Here is a 21,202-nt window from a genome sequence, read left to right as displayed (position 1 = left end):
CGGCGCGGACCGTCCAGGGTGGCGGCGAACGTGGCCCGCCCGGCCTGTACGTGCCGGTGGCACCGGCGGCGGAGGTCGGGGTCCCGGACCAGGACGGAGTCCCACGGCTGCGAGTAGCCGACGCCGGGCGCGGCATGCGCGGCGTCGAGAATCCGGTGCAGGGTGTCGGCCGGCACCGGCGCCCCGGTGAACTGGGCCCGGACGTCCCGGCGGCGGTGGATGGCGTCGTAGAGTGCCACAGGCAGGCTCCCGCTGCGCTCGGCCCAGCCCGGAGGGGTGGGCGGTCGACGCGAGGCCGGTCTTCGGACTCCCGGATCAACGCCAGCCCGTCCGCCTTCCCGGCCTTATGGCCAGTGGCTGCGCTCCTCGCGCATGGACGGTCGCTCCCCGGTCACCGCAGCGGGCCCGTGTCGGATTCACACCGGCTTCCCGATTCTCCCCGCGCACGCGGGGCACCTCGCACGATCATGCCGTCGAGGATGCCAACTCGCGTCAGCGGCACAGGTCGGCGACGCCCCCCGCACGCGGCGGCCGCAGCCCGCGATGATCTTGCAGGTCCACTGTTGCCGCTGTCGCCCGGCCGGTCCACCGTGGTCAGCGTGCCGCTGACCCAGGCCGGCGACGTGCAACTCCGCCATCACCAGCCGCAGGTGCTCGACGGCCCGGATCCCGCCGGCCGAAGGCCGGGGCCAGGATGGACGGCACACTGGACACGGCGATCACCCGACCCATCCGCTCGCTCACGAACCGGCCCTGCAGCCGGGGGCACCACCGGCTCGGCTCCAGCGGCTGACCTCCTGGCTGCTCCACCACGGGGCAGCCCGCGCGAACCGGGTCGTCGGGACGCACCTGGATCGCCCCGGCGACCGGATGCGGTACGGCATCCCCGCCGCGCTCGACGAGTTCGGCGGGATCAGCCAGGCAGAGCTGTGCCGCCGGCTGGGCATCGACCGGGGCGACGCTGTCACCACCCTGAACGGGATGGAGGCCGACGGCCTGCTCCGCCGGGAACCCGACCCGGTGGACCGGCGCCGCAACGTCGTTCACATCACCGACGCCGGAACCGCCCGGATGCGGGAGATGGACACGCTTGTCGACGGCGCTCAGAACGACCTGCTCGACCGGTTCACGGTGGCCGAACGCGCCCAGTTCATCGACCTGCTGCGCCGCCTGGTCAACATCCCGCCACCCTGAGCTGCCAGGTCACCGGCACACACGAAGAGTGCTGGAGTTCCAGCCGGGCCAGCGGCGCGCCCGCGCAGAAGTGCCGCCCGTGGCCGAAGGCCAGATGCCGGTTCGGGACGCGGCCGACATCGAAGCGGACGGACTCCGCGATGAACCGCTCGTCGACGTTGGCGTGCGCCAGCCCGAGTGGCACCAGCCCACCTCCGCGGCGGTCTGACCCCCGGACTACCAGTTGACGAGTTCGATGGAGAGCACCCCCGGCGTAGGGTCTGCACGACCACGCCGGGCGCGAACCGTTCACCGGCCTGCCGTTCCGCCCGCGCGGGTGCACACAACGGACGGCCGTCCGGGTCGACCCGCCAACCCGAGCCGACGGCCTTGGCCACCGCCGCCCCAACGCCGACCGACACCAACGGCTCACCCGGGCGGGCGTCATCGCCGCCTACTGCGGTGCGTCGGAAGGTTCCGGAAGGGCCTGTCCTAACGCGGATGTGCTGGGATGGTCACCGTGACTCCGGAAGATCCCGGCACGCCCCCGACCGGAGGAGACCACTGCCGATGTTCCTGACAGATCCGCTGGCGGAGCGGTTGTCGCGGACGGGGATCCGCGACATCGTCACCATCACGCCGGTCAGCGGTGGACTTGCCGCGCTCGCCGGAATAGCCCACCGCAGGGACGCGCCGTCGGTCTTCGTCAAAGCCTTCGCCGAAGCGCCCGACGGCGACGGTGACGCCTTTGTCGCGGAGGCCGAAGGGCTGGCGGCCCTGCGGGAGCGCGGAGGACTGGCGACACCCGAGGTGATCGTGGCGAACCACGAGTTGCTCGTGCTGTCGCTGCTACAGCCGAGACCAAGCGAGGTAGCTTTCTGGGAGCAGTTCGCCCACGCGCTCGCCCAGGCGCACACGAGCACCATCCATCCCCGCTTCGGATGGCACCGCGACAACTGGTTGGGTCGCCGTCGGCAGATGAATGCGTGGGCCGACGACGGCTTCGCATTCTTCGCCGAGCGCCGGTTGCTCCGCTGGCTCTCCGAGCCGCGCGTCGAGGCGGCGCTCGAACCCGCCGACCGGGCCGCGCTGGAGCGGTTGTGTGCTCGCCTCCCCGAGCTGCTGCCGGTCCGGCCGGCCTGCCTGACGCACGGGGACCTGTGGGCCCAGAACGTGCTGGCGACTGCGGACGGGCGAGCGACGGTCATCGATCCGGCAGTGTCATACATGTGGGCCGAGGTGGACCTGGCCCACCTCTGGATCACGTCACCTCCGCCGGAGTCGCGTCGGTTCTTCGACGTCTATGCCGAGCTGACCGGTCTCGACGCCGACTGGCCTGCCCGCATGCCGATCATCCAGTTGCGGCAACACTTGGCCGTCCTGGCCCAGTTCGACGACGACTGGGGTGCCGCCGAGACGATCCGCGCCACGCTGGCACCGTTTCGGTCGAAGGCCTGACCGGGTGTGGTCAGCCCATCGAGCCGGGAGATCGCCGGCCTCGTGACTAAGGCAAACGGCACGTAGCCGGCGACAAAGCCACCGGGTGGGCAGGTCACCCGTCTGGTCCGGCGGCTGGCCTTGATATCTGCCGATCCCACCTCGGTCACCAGGCGTGATCAACAAGCCCGGACCGGAACCACAGGCCGCCACGACAAGACGATCACGCTGCTGTCCCGCCTGCGCGAAGCGTACGCGGCCCCCGGCGAGAGCACCCGATTCGACGCGTACCTGGAGACGTTGCGCGCAGAACACCGCCGCCGGCCGACGTTCCTGGCCAAGCTCGACGCCGCCCGCTTCCAGTGGCGTGCCACTGGCCGAACTACTCTCCGCGGTACGCGGTCGCGAGGGTGAGCCACCCGAGGAAGAAGCACACCCGCGCGCCGATCCTGTGGCCCGTAACTGACCAGGCCGACTCCCAGCACCCGGTGACGGTCGACTGCCGCCGAGGCCAGCAGCGCGCCCACCTGTGAGCCCACCAGCGGCAACGCCCGCTGCGGCGCATCGACGCCCCCTGGAACGATGCGCGGGCCACCTGCCGGCCCGCCAGGTCGACGACCACGATCACGCAGGTGTTGCGTCCGAGTTGAACCCCGTCGCCGCCGCGAGTTCCACCCGGCTGATGCTGCGCGCCGACCTGATCACGTGCAGCACCAGGCCACGTGTCTTCGGCCGGCCGGCCCAGATCGGGCTGCTCGCCACCGCCACGTCCCCATCTCGCCGCCTCGCCAGGCTACTGCACTCACCACCTGGCCGGTCCTGCCGCGCTGCGGCCGTCCACGGTCCGAACACGAACCTGCGGTGTATTGACTTTCGTAAACAAGGCAATAAAGGATGCATGGAAGCGCTCCCATCGATCTCTCACCAGACTCTTGGAGATCAGATGAAACACCGTCATGCGCTGCTGGCCGCCGGTGCCAGCGTGCTGATGTTGGGTGGCACCGCAACAGCCACCCTCCCCGCTGCGGCGGCCGCCAAAGGCTGCTCGGTCACCTACACGGTGCAGAGCCAGTGGCCGGGCGGGTTCACCGCCGACGTCGCCGTCACCAACCTGGGCGACGCGGTCTCCGGCTGGACGTTGACCTTCGACTTCCCCAGCGCTGGCCAGCACGTCACCCAGGGCTGGAGTGCGACCTGGGCCCAGGCCGGCACCCAGGTGTCGGCCGCCAGCATGAGTTGGAACGGAGCGCTGGGCACCGGCGTCTCGACGTCGATCGGGTTCGGCGGCTCGTGGAGCGGCGCGAACCCGGTGCCCACGTCGTTCGCCCTCAACGGCACCACGTGCACCGGGCCGGTGCCCACCCCCACCACAGACCCGACCACTCCGCCGCCCACGACTCCGCCGCCGACCACTCCGCCGCCGACGACTCCGCCGCCGACCACCCCGCCGCCGACCACCGGATCGGCACCGGCGCTGCGGGTGTCCGGGAACCAGATCGTCACCGCGGCCGGCAAGCCGTACCGGCTGCTGGGGGTCAGCCGGTCCAGCGGAGAGTTCGCCTGCGTGCAGGGCAAGGGCCTGTGGGACTCCGGACCGGTCGACCAGGCCTCGATCGATGCGATGAAGACCTGGAACATCCACGCCGTGCGGGTTCCGCTGAACGAAGAATGCTGGCTCGGCCTCAACGGCTCGCCCAGCGGCGTCACCTACCAACAGGGCGTCAAGGACTACGTGAACCTGCTCGTCGCCAACGGCATCAACGTCATCCTCGACCTGCACTGGACCTGGGGCGCCTACCCCAACAGCCCAGACTGGCACTGCAAGGACGAACACGCCACCTGCCAGAAGCCGATGCCGGACGCGCGGTACGCCCCCCAGTTCTGGACCGGCGTCGCCAACGCGTTCAAGGGCAACGACGCGGTCGTGTTCGACCTGTTCAACGAGCCCTACCCGGACATGCCCGCCGACTGGGACAAGACCCTGGGCTGGCAGTGCCTACGTGACGGCGGCACCTGCACCGGCCTGCCCTACGAGGTGGCCGGCATGCAGGACCTCGTCGACGCGGTCCGCGCCACCGGCGCCACCAACCTACTCATGATCGGCGGCCTGGAATGGGCCAACGACATGCGGGAGTGGCTGACCTACAGGCCGAACGACCCGCTGCACAACATCGCCGCGTCGTGGCACGCCTACAGCTTCAACGCCTGCGCCACCGAATCCTGCTGGGACAGCCAGATCGCCCCGCTCACCCAGCACGTCCCGATCGTGATCGGCGAGTTCGGCCAGGACAACTGCGCCTTCGACTACATGCGGCAACTGGTGAACTGGGCCGACGAGCACGACCTGAGCTACCTCGCCTGGACCTGGAACCCCTGGGGCTGCACCAGCGGCGCCGTGCTCATCAAGGACTGGGCCGGCACCCCGGAACCCGGCATCGGCGAGGGCTTCAAAGCCCACCTACTGACCCAGAACCCGTACCTCTGAGGCTCTCCCGGCCGGCCAGCCGCACGCGAGGTGGCCGGCCGGGGGCCGACCCTTTCGGTTCCGGGGCGGCGGCGCGCAGCGGGTCGTGGTGTTGTGTGGTGCAAAGTGGGTCCATGGACGCCGTCGCGAGGTGGACCACCGTCCGCCACGGGCAGAACGTCGCCTTCGCCGACGCCCATGCCCGTGGTGTCGCCGCACACGGGCTCACCGGCCGTGACGTCGATGTCGAGCTGTCGCCGCTGGGCTGGCAGCAGGCCGCCCGGCTCGGCCACTGGCTCGCGGCCCAGTCCGCCGACGAGCGTCCCGACCGTGTCCTCTGCTCCCCGTGCCGACGGGCCCGGCAGACCTGGGCACAGGTGGTCGAGACCGCCGGTTCGCTCGGCGTCCCCTGCCCGCCGGCCGAGGTCGACGTCCGGGTGGGTGACCGGCACATGGGCGATCTGGAGCTGTTGAACCCCGCTGATGATCGCCGATCGGCTTCCCGCCGAGGCGGCCCGGCTCACCGCCGACGGCCTCTACGCCTACCGGCCGCCGGGCGGCGAGGCGTACGACGACGTCGCCTGCCGGGTCCGCGCGGTCCTGGCCGACCTGGACAGCCACCACGCCGGCCGCCGGTGTGGGTGGTGGCCCATGATGCCGTGCTCGTCGCCGTCCGTCGCGTCCTCGAAGGGCTGTCGTTCGCCGACCTCGACGCGATCCTCGCCGCCACCCCCGTCACCAACACCTCCCTTACCCGCTGCACCCGTACCCGGGGCCGTCCCGACCTCGTCGGGTTCGCCGCCACCCCTCACCTGACCAGGGAACCCCACCGCCACGGACAGGGAAATGCCCTCGCGGGGCGACCTCAACAGCCCGTGCCCAGCGCGGAGAGCGAGCCTCCCCGGTCGACCTGGACCAGGGGCGCGGCCTGCTCGGACGCTCAAACCCCACGCCCGAGCAGGTGCCACGATGGCCGACTACCCGTCGGCGGGGGTGAGGTGGCGGTGCCAGCCGGTCCAGGAGCGTCGCGCGGTCGTCGAGCCCGAGGGCGGTCTCGGGTTCGCCGTGGTCGTGCTCGACGCGCCAGCGGCTCTTGGCCAGGCAGCCCAACTCGGTCAGGGGCGCGCTTCACGCACCCGCTCGAGGCCGAGTTGCGGGCTGGTGACGAGGCGGTAGTCAGCCGACTCCGCATCGGAGAGGGGGTTGCCCCGCACCGGGGTGAAGTCGGGCCCGACGGAGTCCGGTGCACGCACTGACCGCATCTGCGCTCTCACCGCCTCCACCCGCAGTTGGTCCGTGATGACACGGGTGGACGAGTGGGCCGCCTCACGCAGGTCGGACAGACCACCGATGATCTCGGCGAAGGAACGGGAGGAAACGCCATCCTCCGCCTTCCCCGATTGCTCGTCTCCGATCAACCGATCGGACGTGAGAAAGAAGCCGTCCTTCCCGAGATAGCGCTCGTACATGATGCTCACCAACGCGAAGAGGCGCATGTACGCGCGACGGTAGGCGAATTCGAAGAACCTCAGGGCCTCCGTTTCGCTGACCTCGCCACGGTCCATCGAAGCAACACATGCGGCTGCGGTCAACGCGCTGTAGAGCGCGAGGTGCACGCCGGTGGACAGGAGCGGATCCAGAAAACACGCCGCGTCGCCCACGATCGCGTAACCTGGGCCGCAGAACTGGTCTGCGATGTACGAGTAGTCGGTCTCGACCCTCGTACCACCAAGAAACTCCGCCCCCGCGGTCAGGCCCGCCACGGTCGGCGAGACTGCGACAAGGTGCCGGTACAGTTCATCCGACGACGGGTGCTCGCGACGGTCACGCGCGAAGGCGTCCTTGGTGGTGACGTAACCGATACTCATTCGCCCACCGGCCATCGGGATAACCCAGTACCAACCCTCCGGCGAAGAGATGATATTAATACCTCCGGTCGGCGTTTCGGGCAGTAGCCTGGCACCGGTCCAGTAACCCCAGACGCCGACATTCCGTAGGTTACTCAGGGGTTCACGGTTGCCGAAGTGCCGGGCGCTGAGCAGCCCGTTACGCCCGGTGGCATCGATCAGAAAGTCGAAATCACCGACAGTGAACGACTCACCGTCGTCCCGGAAGCACTCCACGGCCACCGGCCTGCCGTCGGCGAACCGAACCGACCGACCGGTGACGCCGGTGGTGACGCTGACGCCGTTCTGGCGGGCGTGCTCCAGCAGCAGCGTGTCGAACTCGCTCCGATCCACCTGCCATGACTGCACGCCGGACTGCATGTGCCAATCAAACGTCCACTGGTCGTCATCCCAGTGGATGACACCTCCGTTCTTTTTCACGAAACCATAGTCATCGAGGATTTTCGACACACCGATCACGTCCAGCACCACCCGGCACGACGGCGTGAGCGACTCACCCACGTGGTATCGCGGAAAATGGGCGCTCTCGATGAGCTGCACGTCGAGCCCGGCCTGGGCCATCGCCGTTGCCGCAGTGCTCCCGGCCGGACCACCGCCGATGACGAGAACCTTCATGTCGTTGCCACCTTGCCGTTCCGGCCGTAGCCAAGGGGATGGGTTCGCCGACGATGTGACGACGACTTTCCTGGAGTCGAGCCGTGGCTCGACCAGCCGTACCAGCCCGGAGCTGCCGCTGGCGCAGATGACGGCGAGGACGCAGGCGCAGGCCGTCCGCCCCGGCGGCAAACCCGTACCGACGGATGTGCGCCGGATGTGGCGCACTCGATGACGAACGAAGCAGCACAGGCGACCCCCGTCCTCGTACGGCAACGATAGACGATCGTACATGAAAGAGGTATCGATCACCGCTTCGCTTCACCGATCATCCGAGATTCGCAAGGCGTCCCAGGCCCGCCTGCTCGCCCGATACCGCACGGACGGAATGTGTCGGCCTTACCAAATTAGGCATACGGGGGTCAAGATATTGAACGGGCGGCGACAACCACTTATCCGAGCACCCGGCCGCACACCCTGGCGGATGGACACCCGCCCGGGCTCCCCGGGTGGCGCCGGGCCCGCGCGAGAGCGGCCCGACGGTCGACCGGGCCGGAGCCCTACCGGGGGCTGATCCGGTCGTGCCGCACCGACGTGCAGGGACTACCCCGGTCGACGTCCCCATGCCGAAACCAGCGGCGCGAGGGTGAGATCGAGCTCGCCGGCGTCGACAGCGGCCAGGTGCGCGTCGATCTCGGCGTCAGTGGCCAGCCCGGCGGCGAGCAAGTCGGCGCGGACCATGCGCACCGTCGCGGTCTCCAGCCGGTCGCAGGCCACCCCGCCGACCGGGAAGCAGCCGGTCGCGCTGACCTCGACCAGGCCGGCCGCACGCAACGTCCTCGGCAGGGTACGGCCATAGCGCAGGTCCGCGCCCCGACGGGTCATCAACTCCCGGACGGCTCGCCGTAGCCGGTTGGCGCGCTGCTGCGCCGGGCCGACCTCGTCGAGGCAGGCCAGCGGCTGTAGCTCGGTGTCCGCGTCCTCGACCACCAGCCAGCCGCCGGGCCGCAACGCCGCCACCATCGTCGCCAACGCCCGGGCCCGGTCGGGCACGTGGACGAGCACGAGCCGGGCGTGCACCAGGTCGAACGCTCCTGGCTGCGGCGGCGGATCCCCGACGATGTCGTGCCGGACAACCTCGTACCCGCCGTACGGGTCCAACCAGGCGGGATCGATGTCCGTGGCCAGTACGTGACCGGAGGGTCCGACGGCGGCGGCCAGCGCCTCCGGAATGCTGGGGCCTCCGGCACCGACCTCCCAGCAGCGCCAGCCCGCCTGCACTCCGAGCCGGTCGAAGTGCCCCCGGGTGACACCGTCGAACAGCTCAGCCAGCCAGGTGAACCGCTCGCCCGCCTCCACCCGGGCGTTGTCGAGCAGATAGCGGCGGTCCGGGGCAGACCCGGGGGTACGCGGCACTGGGGGCCCGGACTCCGCGCCTGCCGTGTTCGCCCGTACACCTTCGGTCGGCTCCGACTCGGACCCAGGGTCGTCGAGGGGCTGCGATGAACTCACACCTCCATTCCAGCGCACATAGTCGTACGGCATGTCGGCAGGGTGTAGGTGGTCACCAGCAACTCCTCGCACCATCGTCGTCACGTTGAGGGGGTTGGTACCCGCTGCGTGTACAGCGATTCCCCGTGCGGCCCTGTAACAGTGCGAACAGGGTTTCCTGCTCGTGGTCGGCGGCTGGGAGGAGAGTGACCGGACGTCGAGGAGAACGCGGGGGCTGAATACCAGATCCTCCGCTTGCACGGGAGGTCCCGATGTCGATCATCCCTGTTGCGCGTGGCAGCGGCATCGAGTCATCGCGCTCGGCCTTCACCTCGTACGCGTGTGCAGCTTTCATCACGCGGGACATGGCCTACCCGGCCAGCTCCACGAGCGGGAAGGCCCGGTGGCGCCGGGGCGGAACCAGGAAGTTCTGTCGACGGGTGCAGGTCAGGAAGCGTTCCAGGCCGTTGTCCTGCTCGGCCACGCGATGCTTGCGCACCAGGTCCACCGATGCCTGGCTGCGCCGCATCCGGGTGAAGAAGTCCGCGGTCGGCACGAAGACGCTGAAGTGCAGCTTCGGCTGGCTGCTGCCGTCGGGCACGTCCATCGGGTCGAAGCCCGGCCCGTCCACCCGCAGGTGCATGGGGGTGCCGTCCGACGCCCGGGAGCTGCGCTGGAGGGTGGACAGGTGACCCATCCGCCGCTCGCCCCGGGGCAGGCCGATCCCCCGGGCGGTGCGCTCGGCGTAGTCCGGCCCACGGTTCTCGGCGGCGAGGAAGGACGGGCCGCCGCCGTCGGTGAGCTGGTCGGGGTTGCCGGGATGCACCGGCGGGGCGTGGAACATGTACTGCACCCGCTTGGTGAAGTTGCCGTTCTCGCTGGGCGGGGTGCCCGGCGCGGCCATGTCGTAGAACTGGAGCATGTCGAGGATGACGTGCGACAGGTGCTGGATGCCGCCGTTGTCCAGGTAGTCGCCGGGGCGGGCGGTGCTCAGCCGGGCCGAGGGGTGGCCGGCGAAGGTGCAGATCTCCGGCGGCCCGGAGGCATTGACCTGCTGGTCGGAGAAGCCCATCCACATCGGCGAGTCGGGCTGGATGAACCTGGCGTACGGCAGCTGGTTCTGCTCGGCCACCGAGCGGGGCAGGCCGACCTGGGTGAACATGTGCCGGCTGGAGGTGACCGTGAGCAGCCCGGCGAAGGCGGGCGGGGCTGTCGGCCGGCCGGCGAGCGTGCCGTTGCCGTCGAACCAGGCCAGCACGTCCTGGATGACCGCCGCCCGGTCGCTGCGGAAGGTGAACAGCAGGTCGTTGTCCTCGATCCGGACCGGCACGGTGAACCGTCTCTTGGTCACCCCCGGGTTGTCCGGGTGGACGTCGGTCGGCGCGGGCACCGCCTCCTCCAGCACCGACCGGGTCGGGTCGGCGAGCAGCCGGGGCAGGTGCGCGCCGACCAGATCACCGGTGAGACCACCGGGTAGTCGGCGAAAGTAGGGCAGGCCGTAGGAGACGAAGGTCATCAGGTCCGCCGCGCCGAACGGGTAGCGCGACTCCAGGGCGGCGAGCACCCGGGTCAGCTCCCGCTGGTCGTCGCCGCCGGGGGTGCGCGACAGCGCGGCGGTCAGGTAGACGGTGTGCACCGGCGGCATGACGAACGGGCCGCCGGTGGGCGAGGACTGCTCGGGGGCGCTGAACCGCGCCACGTCGAACTGGATGTCGGGCAGCCCTGCCGCCGGGTCGGGGGCGGCCGGGCGGGCCGGGACACGCCCGCCGGCCGAACAGCCGGCGAGGGCCGACGCGGCCATCGCCAGCGCGCCGCCGGCCAGCATGGTCCGGCGGCTGAGCCGGGACTCGTCGCCCATGCCTCAGCTCGACCGGTCGAGCGCGGCGCGCAACGCCGCGCCCAACTCCCCGTCGCCGGGGGCGGTCAGCCGCACCGTGTGTTCGGTGAGCCCGACGAAACCCTCCCGGGCCCCGCCGTTGCGGGTGGGGCTCACCAGCACCACGTCGGCGTCCTGCTCGACGTCGACTTGCCGGGTGCCCCTGGCGTAGCTGGCGTAGGTGCGTAGGCCGAGAGCGTCGAGGACCGGCGCGAACGCCGACGGCCCGCCCCGCAGGTCGGGGGTGGGCACCCCGGTGCGCGAGGCGTCGAGCATGCGGCGCACCGCCGCGCCCAGTTCCCGGTCGTCGACCGGCTCGTCGAGGAGCGTGAATGCGCCGTTGGCGATCCACATGCCGTCGCCGGTCAGCGAGGAGGAGTGCGCGACGTACCGACCTCTGCGCAGGTCGAGAGCGGCGAGTCTGGTCATCGGTGTCCTCGGTGGAGAGGGGGGCGCCCCAGGCTGCCGTGGGACGCCCCCGGTGGTCTATCTGATCGGGATGATCCGCACGGTCACCCCCTTCTGGGCACCGTACTGGACGATCTGGTTGAGCGCGTTCTGCTGGGCGCTGGTGGCCGCGCCGCGTTGGACGGCGATCTCCAGCTCCCGGGCGGCGACCTGGCCCGGTCTGATGGTGACGCCGTCCCACTTGACCGGGTTGCTCTTGGCGAAGCCGGCCGCCTTGTCGACGTAGCCCTGCAACCGGCTGGTGAGCTGGCCGGCGCTCTGGTAACTCTTCGCGGTCAGGTCGACGCTCTTGATGCTGGTGGCGGTGCCGTTGGCGAACCGGTCGATGGTCGGGAAGCTGCGCGGCAGGTTGCCGCCGAGCTTGGCCTCGATGGCGAGGCCGCGTTCGAACTGGTTGAGCTTCCAGACCGAACTGCCGGCCTTGAGGTACGCCCCGAGGCCGCCGGTGAGCGCCCCCAGCGCACCGCCGATGGCGAAGTCCTTCAGCGCGTCGCCCGCGCTGTACTTGCGCCCGGTCAGCGCGGCCAGGCCCGCGCCGATCCCGACCGAGGAGGCGCCGCCGATCAGCGCCCCGATCAGGATCGGCACGCAGATCGGGCAGTCGCCGTTGGGATCGGAGAGGTTGACCGGGTCGTTGAGGGCGTACGTGTAGAGGTTGGTGCTGCCGCCGCCGAACCCGGCCGGGTCCTGGCTGAGGAACCGGCCCGTCTCCGGGCTGTACCAGCGGGCCCGGTGGTAGGTCAGCCCGGTGTCGGCGTCGCGTTCCCGGCCGGTGAACCCCTGGGTGTTACCGCTGGTCGCGCCGCTGGCGGTGACCGCACCGAACGGGTCGTAGGTGTACCGGGTGGTCAGCGTGCCGGCGGAGTCGGCCAGGCCGAGCACGCTGCCGAGCGCGTCGGTGACCGGCACCCGGGCACCGGCGGCGTCGGCGCGGACCAGCGTCTGGTCCAGCCCGGCGGTGAGCCGGTCGGCCACCGCCGCGCCGGTCTGCTCCCGGACCAGGTTCGGGCCGTCGTAGCCGAAGGTGGTGGTGGCCGCACCGGAGGTCCGGCTGGCCAGCCGCCCGGCGGCGTCGTAGCCGTACGAGGTGGCCAGGCCCGGCCCGGTCACCCCGGTCAGTTCACCCCGGGCGTTCCAGGTGTAGCCGCGCACGCCGTCGCCGGTGAGGTTGCCCTCGTCGTCGTAGCCGAACGTCTGCGCACCCCGGCTGGTCAGCCGGTTCGCCGCGTCGTAGCTGGCCGTCGGCCCGGTGGCGGGGACGGTGACCTGGGCGAGGCTGCCGGTCAGGTCCGCCACCCGACCCGTGCCGTCGTAGCCGTAACGGAGATCGCCGATGGGCACCCCGCCGGTGGTCTCGTAGGACAGCCGGGTGAGCTGGGAAGCGGCGTCGTAGGCGTACCGGGTGGTGACGCCGGCCTGCTCGACCCGGGTGGTGCGGCCGGCGGCGTCCCGCTGCCAGGTGGCTGTGGTGCCGCCCTGGGTGATCCGCGCGATCAGCCCGGTCTGGTCGTAGCCGTAGGAGATCGCCGGCTGACCGGGCACGGTCATCCCGGAGCGTCGGCCGGCCGCGTCGTAGCTGTAGCCGACGGTGCCGGTCGGGCCGGCGACGCTGACCACCTGGTCGAGGTCGTTCCAGCCGAGGGTGAGCAGGCCACCGGCGGAGTCGTTGACGGTGGTGAGCCGGTCCAGGGTGTCGTAGCCGAACCGTTTGGTGCTCTCGTAGGTCGGGCCGGCGGTGGCACCGTACCCGATGAAGGTGGTGCGGCCGAGGACGTCGTACTCGGTGACGGTGGTCTTGCCGCGCCGGTCGGTGGCCGAGACCACCCGGCCGAGCACGTCGTAGGTCTGGTGGGCCTGCTTTCCGCGCGGGTCGGTGACGGTGACGGGGCGGTCGGAGCTGTCGTAGACGACGCTTGTGCTGTTGCCCCGGGCGTCGGTGACAGTGGTCAGGTTGCCGTTGCCGTCATAGCCGAAGGTGGTGGCCCGGCCGAGGCCGTCGGTGCTGGTGACGACCTGGTTGTCCGGGTCGTAGCGGACCCGTTCCAGCACCCCGTTGGCATCGGTGACCGCCACCGGGCGGCCGACGGCGTCGACGAAGCTGCGGGTGGTCCGGCCCAGCGGGTCGGTCACCGCGACCAGGTCGCCCTGGTCGTAGGTGTAGCGGGTGACGTTGCCGAGCGGGTCGGTGAACGAGGTGACCTGTCCGGCGGCGTTGTAGGCGTAGCGTCGGGTCCGGCCGGCGGCGTCGGTCGCGGCGGTCAGGTTGCCCCCGTCGTCGTACTCCATCCGGGTGGTCCGGCCCTGGTCGTCGGTGACCGAGGTGAGCTGCCGGTACGGCCCGCCGGAGGTGACCGTGGCAGACTGCGCGGCGGCGGTGCCGGCGAGCGCGGTGAGGCCGGTGAGCTGCCCGTTGGGGCCGTACCCGAGGGTGGTCCGCCGGCCGTAGGGGTCGACCAGCGCGGTCGGCAGGTGGGTGGCCGGGTCCCGGGTGGTGGTCGAGGTGCGCGCGTGGGCGGTGCCGGCGGCGGTGGTCTCGGCGGTCACCCGGTGGTCGCCGTCGAAGTGGGTCTCCCGGATGCTGCCGTCGGGTTCGGTGACCGCCGTCTTCACCACCTGGCCGTTGGCGTCCGTGGTGTAGGCGAACCCGTAGCTGACGCCGCCGGGCATGGTCTGGGCGGACACCCGACCAGCGGCGTCGTAGCTGTTGGTGAGGTAGGTGACGCCCCGGGCGTCGGTGACGGTGGTCATCCGGTGCGCGGTGTCGTAGGTGTATGTGGTGGTCCGGCCGCCCGGCGAGGTGACAGTGGTCAGCCGGCCGGCGGAGTCGTAGCCGTACTGCACGGCCCGGCCCGCGTTGTCCTGCGCCCGGGTGACCCGGCCGCCGGTGTAGCTGAGCTTGATCCAACGTCCGTTCGGCGAGGTGATCTGGGTGATGTCGCCGGACTGTCCGCCGCTTGCGCGGGTGAGGGTGATCTGGTTGCCGTGCCGGTCGCGGATGGACTGCAACGGGGTGTTCTCCCCGAAGACGTAGACCATGCCGTCGGTGCGGACCAGGTCCCAGCCGTCGCCGTTCCAGCTCATCACCGCGTCCCGGAACGGACCGGTGGTGTCGACGGCCTTGAACACCGCGTCGGTCCAGCCGGTGCCGGGGCTGGTCCGCACGAGGTGGACCTTGCCGCTGTCCGGGAAGATCAGGTCGGCCTCGACGTACTCCTGCTTGGAGTTGATGAAGATGCCGTAGGTGAAGTTCGCCCCGATGCCGAACTCGCGGTTCTGGGTGTCGTTCTGCCGGTAGGTGCGGGTGATCGAGATCGGCAGCACGTCGTTGACGGTCAGGTCGGTGTGCTCGTCGACGAAGAGACCGCTCGCCAGGTCGACCGGGTCGCCGCCGGCGTCGCCGTCCTCACCCGGGCCGGTGCCGGCGGGACGCTTGCCGCTGCCGTTGAACATCGCCCCGGTGAACTCCCAGACCCGCACGTCCGGGTCGGGCACGATCTGCCGGCCGTCCGGGGTGACGGTGCCGTGGCCGTAGATGTACCAGCCGGCCTGCGCGCCGGTCACCGCGCAGACGGCGGGGGCCTTCGCCACCGTGGCGGGCTTCTTCGGGTACGACTTCACCGGCGTCTTGACGCACGGCCTGCGCCCCGGGTCGTAGTCCCAGAAGTCCAGCCGGCTGCCCGGGGCGAGGCCCTGGGTGTTCGGGTAGATGATCTGCGCGCCCTTCGGCAGGATCACCGACCCGCCGGGCTGCACGGTGAAGTAGACGGGGGTGCGCACCCCGGCCGGGAGCGGGAACGGCGGCTGGTCCACCGGCAGCGCGGTGATGGACAGTTCGGTGACCCGCTTGCCGGCCCGGTCGCGGATCACCGAGCCCTGGGGCAGCCGCACCTCGAAACCGGGGATGGCCGGGGTGGTGATGACTGTCTGCCTGCGGGTGGGTGAGGGGAAGCGGACGCTGTTCGCGGTGTCGAGCCGGGTCATCCAGATCGGGTACGACAGCTCGACGGTCTCCCCCGCCCGCAGGTCCACCCCGGTCTCGAAGCGGCCGAACGCCCGGCCGGGACGGCTCGCCGTCGCCCCGTCGATGACCAGGACGTGGTGGCCGGCGGTGAGCCCGGTGAGCAGGAACCGGCCGGTGGCGTCGGTGCGGGTGCTGCGCCGGCCCACCGCGAGGGTGACGTCGGCGAGCGGCTTGCCGTCGAGCAGCAGGGCCTGCCCGGCGAGGGCGGTGACGCCACGGTCGGCCCGCAGTGCCGGCTGGAGTTGGCCGTACGCGCCGGTGCGGTGGCTCGCCCAGTCCTCACCGGCGAGGTTGAACCGGTCCGGGGTCCAGGTTTCGGTGACGTCGCCGACCGGCCGGACCGGCGTGTTCTTCGCTGGCGTCTTCTTCGCGGCGGCGGCGACTGCGGCCGGCAGCCGTACCTCGCCGGTGATGGCGCCGACGGTGCCCACCGACGGGTCGACCAGGACGGTGTACGTGCCGGCGACCGGCAGGGTGACCGCGCTGAGGGTGCAGGTGTCGCCGCAGTACACGCTGCTGCCGAGGTTCGTCCCGTCCGGCTTGCGGATGACCGCTGTGGCGTTGTAGCGGGTGTAGGTGCCGGCGGTCATCGCCACGGTGACCACCTGGCCGGCGCTGCCGGGGAAGGTGAGGGTGGCGTTCTGGCCGGGCACGGTGGTGGTCAGGGTGGCTGCCGCACCGCCCGGGGTGACGGCCGCGGTGGCGTCGGCCGGCACGTCGTACACCTGCAACGAGACCGTGCCGGTGTACATGCCGTCCGGGTTCAGCAGGATGCTGTACGTGCCGGCCACCGGCAGGGTGGTGACGTCGAAGAAACACGTCGCCCCGCAGTACGCGCTGCTGGTCAGGTTCGACCCGTCCGGCTTGCGGATGATCGCCGTGGCGTTGTAGGTGCCGTAGCTGCCGGCGCTGCCCTGCACCGAGATGCGTTGCCCGGCGGTGCCGGGGAACGACAGGACCGCGTTCTGGCCGGGGGCTGCGGTGGTCAGGGTGACCGCGCTGCCGCCCGGCGTCGTGCCGGCGGCCACGTCGGCCGGGACGTCGTAGATCCGCAGCGAGACCGTGCCGGTGTACATGCCGTCGGGGTTCAGCAGGATGCTGTACGTGCCGGCCGCCGGCAGGGTGGTCACGTCGAAGAAACACGTCGCCCCGCAGTACCCGCTGCTGGTCAGGTTCGACCCGTCCGGCTTACGCACGATCGCCGTCGCGTTGTACGTCCCGTACGTGCCACCGGTGCCCTGCACCACGATCCGCTGACCCGCCGCACCCGTGAACGACAACACCGCGTTCTGCCCCGGGGCGGTGGTGGTCACCGGCACGGCCGGGCCGCCGACGGTGGCACCGACCGCCGCGTCCGCCGGCACGTCGTAGACCCGCAGGGTCACCGCGCCGGTGTAGGCCGCGTCGGGGTTGAGCAGGATGCTGTACGTGCCGGCCACCGGCAACGTGGTCACGTCGAAGAAACAGCTCGCCCCGCAGTACCCGCTGCTGGTCAGGTTCGACCCGTCCGGCTTACGCACGATCGCCGTCGCGTTGTACGTCCCGTACGTGCCACCGGTGCCCTGCACCACGATCCGCTGACCCGCCGCACCCGTGAACGACAACACCGCGTTCTGCCCCGGGGCGGTGGTGGTGAGGGTGACGCCTGCGCCGCCCGGGGCGGTGCCGGCAGTGACGTCGGCCGGCACGTCGGACACCTGGAGGGTGAGCGCGCCGGTGTAGGTGGACGCCGGGTCGACAAGGATGCTGTACGTGCCGGCGACCGGCAGCACCGTCGTGTCGAACAGGCACGACGTCCCGCAGTACGCGCTGCTGGTCAGGTTCGACCCGTCCGGCTTACGCACGATCGCCGTCGCGTTGTACGTCCCGTACGTGCCACCAGTGCCCTGCACCAGGATCCGCTGCCCGGCCGTGCCGGGGAACGTCACCACCCCGTTCTGCCCGGGGCTGACGGTGGTGACGGTGACCGGGGCGCCGCCGGGGGTGGTGCTGACGGTAGCGTCGACCGGCACGTCGAACACCTGCACGGTGAGGCTGCCGACAGCCGCCGCAGCCGGGTCGACCAGCACCGTCCAGGTGCCGGCCGTGGGCAGCGGCACCGAGCTGAACGCGCAGCTCGTCGCGCAGGACGAGGAGCTGACCGAGCTGCCGTTCGGCGCCCGCAGCGTCGCGGTCACGCTGCCGCCGCCGAACGCGCCGGCGGTGAGGCTGACGGTGACGACCTGCCCGGCCGTGCCGGGGAACGACACCACGGCGTTCTGCCCCGGCACGGTGGTGGTCACCGACACCGCCGCGCCGCCCGGGGTGGTGGTCGCCGAGGCGTCGGCGGGCACGGCGTACACCCGGGCGGTGAGCGCCCCGACGGCGGTCGTCCTCGGGTCGACCAGCAGGGTGTAGGTGCCGGCGGCCGACAGGGTGGTGGTGTCCAGGAAGCACGAGGTGCCGCAGGACGTGTTCGACGCGACAGTGCTGCCGTCCGGACGACGCAACGTCACCGCCGCCTCGGACGAACCGAACGTCCCACCCGAGAGCTGCACCGCCACCCGCTGCCCCGCCGCCACCGGGAACGACACCACCGCGTTCTGCCCCGGCACCGTCGTCGTCACCGACACCGCCGCCCCACCCGCAGTGGTGGTCGCGGTGGTGTCGGCGGGCACGGCGTGCACCTTGACCGTGATGCCGCCGACGACAGTGCCTTTCGGGTCGACCAGCACGGTGTACGTGCCGGCGGCCGACAGGGTGGTGGTGTCCAGGAAGCACGACGTCCCACAGGACGTGTTCGACACGACAGTGCTCCCGTCCGGACGACGCAACGTCACCGCCGCCTCGGACGAACCGAACGTCCCACCCGAGAGCTGCACCGCCACCCGCTGCCCCGCCGCCACCGGGAACGACACCACCGCGTTCTGCCCCGGCACCGTCGTCGTCACCGACACCGCCGCCCCACCCGGGGTGGTGTTGGCGACCGCGTCGTTGGGCAGGTCGTAGACCCGGGCGGTGATCGCGCCGAGGGTGGTGCCGGTCGGGTTGACCAGCACCGTGTACGTGCCGCTGGTCGGGAGGGTGACCGCGTTGAACGCGCAGCTGGTGCCGCAGTAGCTCTCGCTGACCACTGTGGTGCCGTCCGGGGCGCGCAGCGTCACGCCGGCGTCGTAGGTGCCGAAGGTGCCGCCGCTCAGGGTGACCGAGACGACCTGCCCGGCGGCGCCGGGGAAGGAGACGACCGCGTTCTGCCCCGGCACGGTGGTGGTCACCGACACCGCCGCGCCGCCGGGGCTGGTGGTGGCCGAGGCGTCGGCCGGCACCTCGTGGACCTTGACGGTGGCCTGGCCGAGGTAGGTGGTGTCCGGGTTGAGCAGGACGGTGTATGTGCCGTCGACCGGCAGGACCACCGTGTCGAAGAAGCACGACCCCCCGCAGTACGCGCTGCCGGTCAGATTCGACCCGTCCGGCTTCCGCACCACCGCCGACGCGTTGTACGTCCCGTACGTCCCACCGCTGAACTGCACCGACACCCGCTGCCCCGCCGTACCCGCGAACGAGACCACGGCGTTCTGCCCCGGGACGGTGGTGGTGACGGTGACCGGGGCACCGCCCGCGCTGGTGCTTGCCGTGGCGTCCGCCGGCACCGGGTGGACCTGCACCGCGACCTGGCCGACGGTGACCCCGTCGGGGTTGAGCAGGATGGTGTAGGTGCCGTCGACCGGCAGCGTCACCGTGTCGAAGAAGCACGACCCCCCGCAGTACGCGCTGCCGGTCAGATTCGACCCGTCCGGCTTCCGCACCACCGCCGACGCGTTGTACGTCCCGTACGTCCCACCGCTGAACTGCACCGACACCCGCTGCCCCGCCGTGCCCGCGAACGAGACCACGGCGTTCTGCCCGACGGCGGTGGTCACCGTGACCGCGCCGGCCCCAGGGGTGGCGGTCGCCGTCGCGTCCGCCGGGACGTCGTGGACCTGCACGGTGACCGCGCCGACGTAGCTGGTGTCGGGGTTGACCAGGATGGTGTACGTGCCGTCGACCGGCAGCACCGTGGTGTCGAAGATGCACGAGCCGCCGCAGTAACCGCTGCCGGTCAGATTCGACCCGTCCGGCTTCCGCACCACCGCCGACGCGTTGTAGGTGCCGTACGTGCCGCCGGTGAACTGGACGAGGATCCGCTGTCCGGCCGTACCGGGGAACGAGATGACGCTGTTCTGGCCGGGCACCGTCGTGGTCGCCGTCACCTGCGGGCCGCCGGGCGTCGCCGCCACCACGGCGTCGGCCGGCACGTCGTACACCTGGACGGTGATCGTCCCGGTGACGGTGGACTGCGGGTCGACGACGAGGGTGTACGTGCCCTCGGTCGGCAGGACTGTGGTGTCGAGGAAACAGGCGGTGCCGCAGGAGCCGTTGGAGACGACAGTGCCGCCGCCCGGCCTGCGCAGCGTCACCGCGGCGTTGTAGGTGCCGTAGGTGCCGCCGCTGAGTTTGACCGAGACCCGCTGGCCGGTGCTGCCGGCGAAGGTGACCGCGCCGTTCTGCCCCGGCACGGTGGTGGTGACGGTGACCGCCTCCCCGCCCGCCGTGGTGCCCGCCGTGGCATCGGCCGGCACACCCCGCACGGTCGCGGAGACCGAGCCGGTGGCCGTGCTCGCCGCCGCCAACAGCAGTGTGTACGTGCCCGCCGTGCGGGCCGTCACCGTGTCGATGAAGCCGGTGGCCCCCACGCACCCGGCCGACGCCGCGGTACGCCCGAACGGGTCGAGGAGCTTGGCGGTGGAGATGCCGCAGGAGCCGAAGGTGCCGTCGGCGAGCTGCACGCTCGCCCGCTGCCCCTCCGCCAGGTCGAACACGACAAGCGCGATGTCGCCGGCGCTCGGGATCGACACCGCCGTGGTGGTGCCGAGCGTGGTCCGGGAGGTGTGCGTCACGTCCGCGACGGTGTACGGGGCAGGCGCGACGAACACGTCGGCCGCGCCGTCGCCGCTGCCGTGGACGGTGCGCACGCCGATCCGGCCGGAGGCGACTCCGGCGGGCACCTCGACGGTCAGACTGCCGGCGGCGACCGTCGAGGGGAAGGCCCGGGTGCGGTTGAGGGTGACGGCGTTCTCGGCTGCCTGGGTGGCGAAGCCGGTGCCGGTGACGGTGACCGTGCCGCCGGGCGCCACGACGGAGGGGGACACGGCGGTGACTGTGGGCGCGGACTCGTCCGGCCCGGTGACCACGAAGGACTGCGGGCTGGTCGCGGTGGCCCCGCCGACGGTGACGGTGACCAGGCCGGTGGTCGCTGTGGCGGGGACCCGCGCGACCAGACGCCGGCCGGTGGCTGTGGTGACGGTGGCGGGGACGCCGTTGAACGCGACGGTGTTCTCGGCCGCCACGGTGGAGAAGCAGCCGCCCTCCAGGGTCACCTCGGCACCGACGGCGGCGCGGGCCGGCACCACCGACAGCAGGGCCAGGGCGGGGGCGGGGGTGCCGTCGTTGGCGACCGAGGTGGTGTTGCCGGTGGGGTCGTACCGGTAGCGGGCGGTCCGACCGGCCTGGTCCTGTACCCCGGCCAGCTGACCGGCGGCGTCGTAGGCGTAGCCGACGGAGTCGCAGGAGACGGAGGCCGGGACCATGTCCGGCAGGTCTGCCCGGACGGCGAAGGCCAGCAGCAGGACGAGGGTGGCGAGCATCGCGGTGGATCGCAGCCGAGCACCTGCCCAGACCCTCGATCGGATGGTGCGGCGGTCGAGCGGTCCCGACATGCTGCCTCCTCAGACGCACTTCTGGGTGGCAAGATA

At 71.4% G+C, this 21,202-nt stretch carries 9 protein-coding genes, 3 pseudogenes and 1 riboswitch; of the genes and pseudogenes, 4 read left to right on the top strand and 8 right to left on the bottom strand.

Annotation, left to right across the window (positions count from 1 at the left end):
* Positions 1–8: 8 nt before the first annotated feature.
* Positions 9–239, bottom strand: a pseudogene (locus tag OHQ87_RS05125) (nitroreductase family protein); the annotation flags it as partial.
* A 37-nt stretch (positions 240–276) separates the two neighbouring features.
* Positions 277–475, bottom strand: a riboswitch (cobalamin riboswitch).
* Positions 476–870: 395 nt separating this feature from the next.
* Between OHQ87_RS05125 and OHQ87_RS05120 the strand changes: the two are divergent.
* Complete coding sequence (locus OHQ87_RS05120; protein ID WP_328345404.1) at positions 871–1,194, top strand: MarR family winged helix-turn-helix transcriptional regulator; 324 nt, start codon at positions 871–873, stop codon at positions 1,192–1,194.
* Here the strand turns inward: OHQ87_RS05120 and OHQ87_RS05115 are convergent.
* On the bottom strand, positions 1,175–1,378 hold the full coding sequence (locus OHQ87_RS05115; RefSeq protein ID WP_328345402.1) for a cytochrome P450: 204 nt from the start codon (positions 1,376–1,378) through the stop codon (positions 1,175–1,177). The genes OHQ87_RS05120 and OHQ87_RS05115 overlap by 20 nt on opposite strands.
* 365 nt (positions 1,379–1,743) lie before the next feature.
* On the opposite strand from OHQ87_RS05115, the gene OHQ87_RS05110 reads away from it, so the two are divergent.
* From OHQ87_RS05110 to OHQ87_RS05100, 3 genes and pseudogenes are all read left to right on the top strand, one after another.
* Positions 1,744–2,631 carry a fructosamine kinase family protein gene (locus OHQ87_RS05110; protein WP_328345400.1) on the top strand — a complete coding sequence of 296 codons (888 nt, stop codon included), beginning with the start codon at positions 1,744–1,746 and terminating at the stop codon, positions 2,629–2,631.
* Positions 2,632–3,553: 922 nt separating this feature from the next.
* Positions 3,554–5,095 carry a cellulase family glycosylhydrolase gene (locus tag OHQ87_RS05105; protein ID WP_328345398.1) on the top strand — a complete coding sequence of 514 codons (1,542 nt, stop codon included), beginning with the start codon at positions 3,554–3,556 and terminating at the stop codon, positions 5,093–5,095.
* Between the two features lie 113 nt (positions 5,096–5,208).
* Positions 5,209–5,814: pseudogene (locus OHQ87_RS05100) on the top strand (histidine phosphatase family protein); the annotation flags it as partial.
* A gap of 237 nt (positions 5,815–6,051) precedes the next feature.
* On the opposite strand, the pseudogene OHQ87_RS05095 reads toward OHQ87_RS05100, so the two are convergent.
* From OHQ87_RS05095 to OHQ87_RS05070, 6 genes and pseudogenes are all read right to left on the bottom strand, one after another.
* Positions 6,052–6,196, bottom strand: a pseudogene (locus tag OHQ87_RS05095) (IS701 family transposase); the annotation flags it as partial.
* A complete protein-coding gene (locus OHQ87_RS05090) occupies positions 6,190–7,596 on the bottom strand; it encodes an NAD(P)/FAD-dependent oxidoreductase (RefSeq protein ID WP_328345396.1) in 1,407 nt (468 codons plus the stop codon). The gene OHQ87_RS05090 and the pseudogene OHQ87_RS05095, both read right to left, overlap by 7 nt.
* Before the next feature lie 582 nt (positions 7,597–8,178).
* The gene (locus tag OHQ87_RS05085) at positions 8,179–8,991 is read right to left on the bottom strand and encodes a methyltransferase (protein WP_328345394.1); all 813 of its coding nucleotides are present in this window, start codon (positions 8,989–8,991) and stop codon (positions 8,179–8,181) included.
* Positions 8,992–9,436: 445 nt separating this feature from the next.
* Positions 9,437–10,924: a DUF7405 family protein gene (locus tag OHQ87_RS05080; RefSeq protein WP_328345392.1), complete on the bottom strand. Its 1,488-nt coding sequence runs from the start codon at positions 10,922–10,924 to the stop codon at positions 9,437–9,439.
* A gap of 3 nt (positions 10,925–10,927) precedes the next feature.
* Complete coding sequence (locus OHQ87_RS05075; protein WP_328345390.1) at positions 10,928–11,371, bottom strand: hypothetical protein; 444 nt, start codon at positions 11,369–11,371, stop codon at positions 10,928–10,930.
* 57 nt (positions 11,372–11,428) lie between these two features.
* The gene (locus tag OHQ87_RS05070) at positions 11,429–21,166 is read right to left on the bottom strand and encodes an RHS repeat-associated core domain-containing protein (protein WP_328345388.1); all 9,738 of its coding nucleotides are present in this window, start codon (positions 21,164–21,166) and stop codon (positions 11,429–11,431) included.
* Positions 21,167–21,202 lie beyond the last annotated feature (36 nt).

Origin of the sequence: Micromonospora sp. NBC_00421, from assembly GCF_036017915.1 — a bacterium.
Lineage (GTDB): Bacteria > Actinomycetota > Actinomycetes > Mycobacteriales > Micromonosporaceae > Micromonospora.
The sequence above is the reverse complement of the archived record's forward strand: the minus strand, read 5'-3'. Positions and strand labels throughout refer to the sequence as shown.

Coding starts and splice junctions, on each gene's coding strand:
- OHQ87_RS05070 (WP_328345388.1), bottom strand. CDS start 21,166: ATGTCGGGACCGCTCGACCGCCGCACCATCCGATCGAGGGTCTGGGCA.
- OHQ87_RS05105 (WP_328345398.1), top strand. CDS start 3,554: ATGAAACACCGTCATGCGCTGCTGGCCGCCGGTGCCAGCGTGCTGATG.
- OHQ87_RS05090 (WP_328345396.1), bottom strand. CDS start 7,596: ATGAAGGTTCTCGTCATCGGCGGTGGTCCGGCCGGGAGCACTGCGGCA.
- OHQ87_RS05075 (WP_328345390.1), bottom strand. CDS start 11,371: ATGACCAGACTCGCCGCTCTCGACCTGCGCAGAGGTCGGTACGTCGCG.
- OHQ87_RS05080 (WP_328345392.1), bottom strand. CDS start 10,924: ATGGGCGACGAGTCCCGGCTCAGCCGCCGGACCATGCTGGCCGGCGGC.
- OHQ87_RS05110 (WP_328345400.1), top strand. CDS start 1,744: ATGTTCCTGACAGATCCGCTGGCGGAGCGGTTGTCGCGGACGGGGATC.
- OHQ87_RS05120 (WP_328345404.1), top strand. CDS start 871: ATGCGGTACGGCATCCCCGCCGCGCTCGACGAGTTCGGCGGGATCAGC.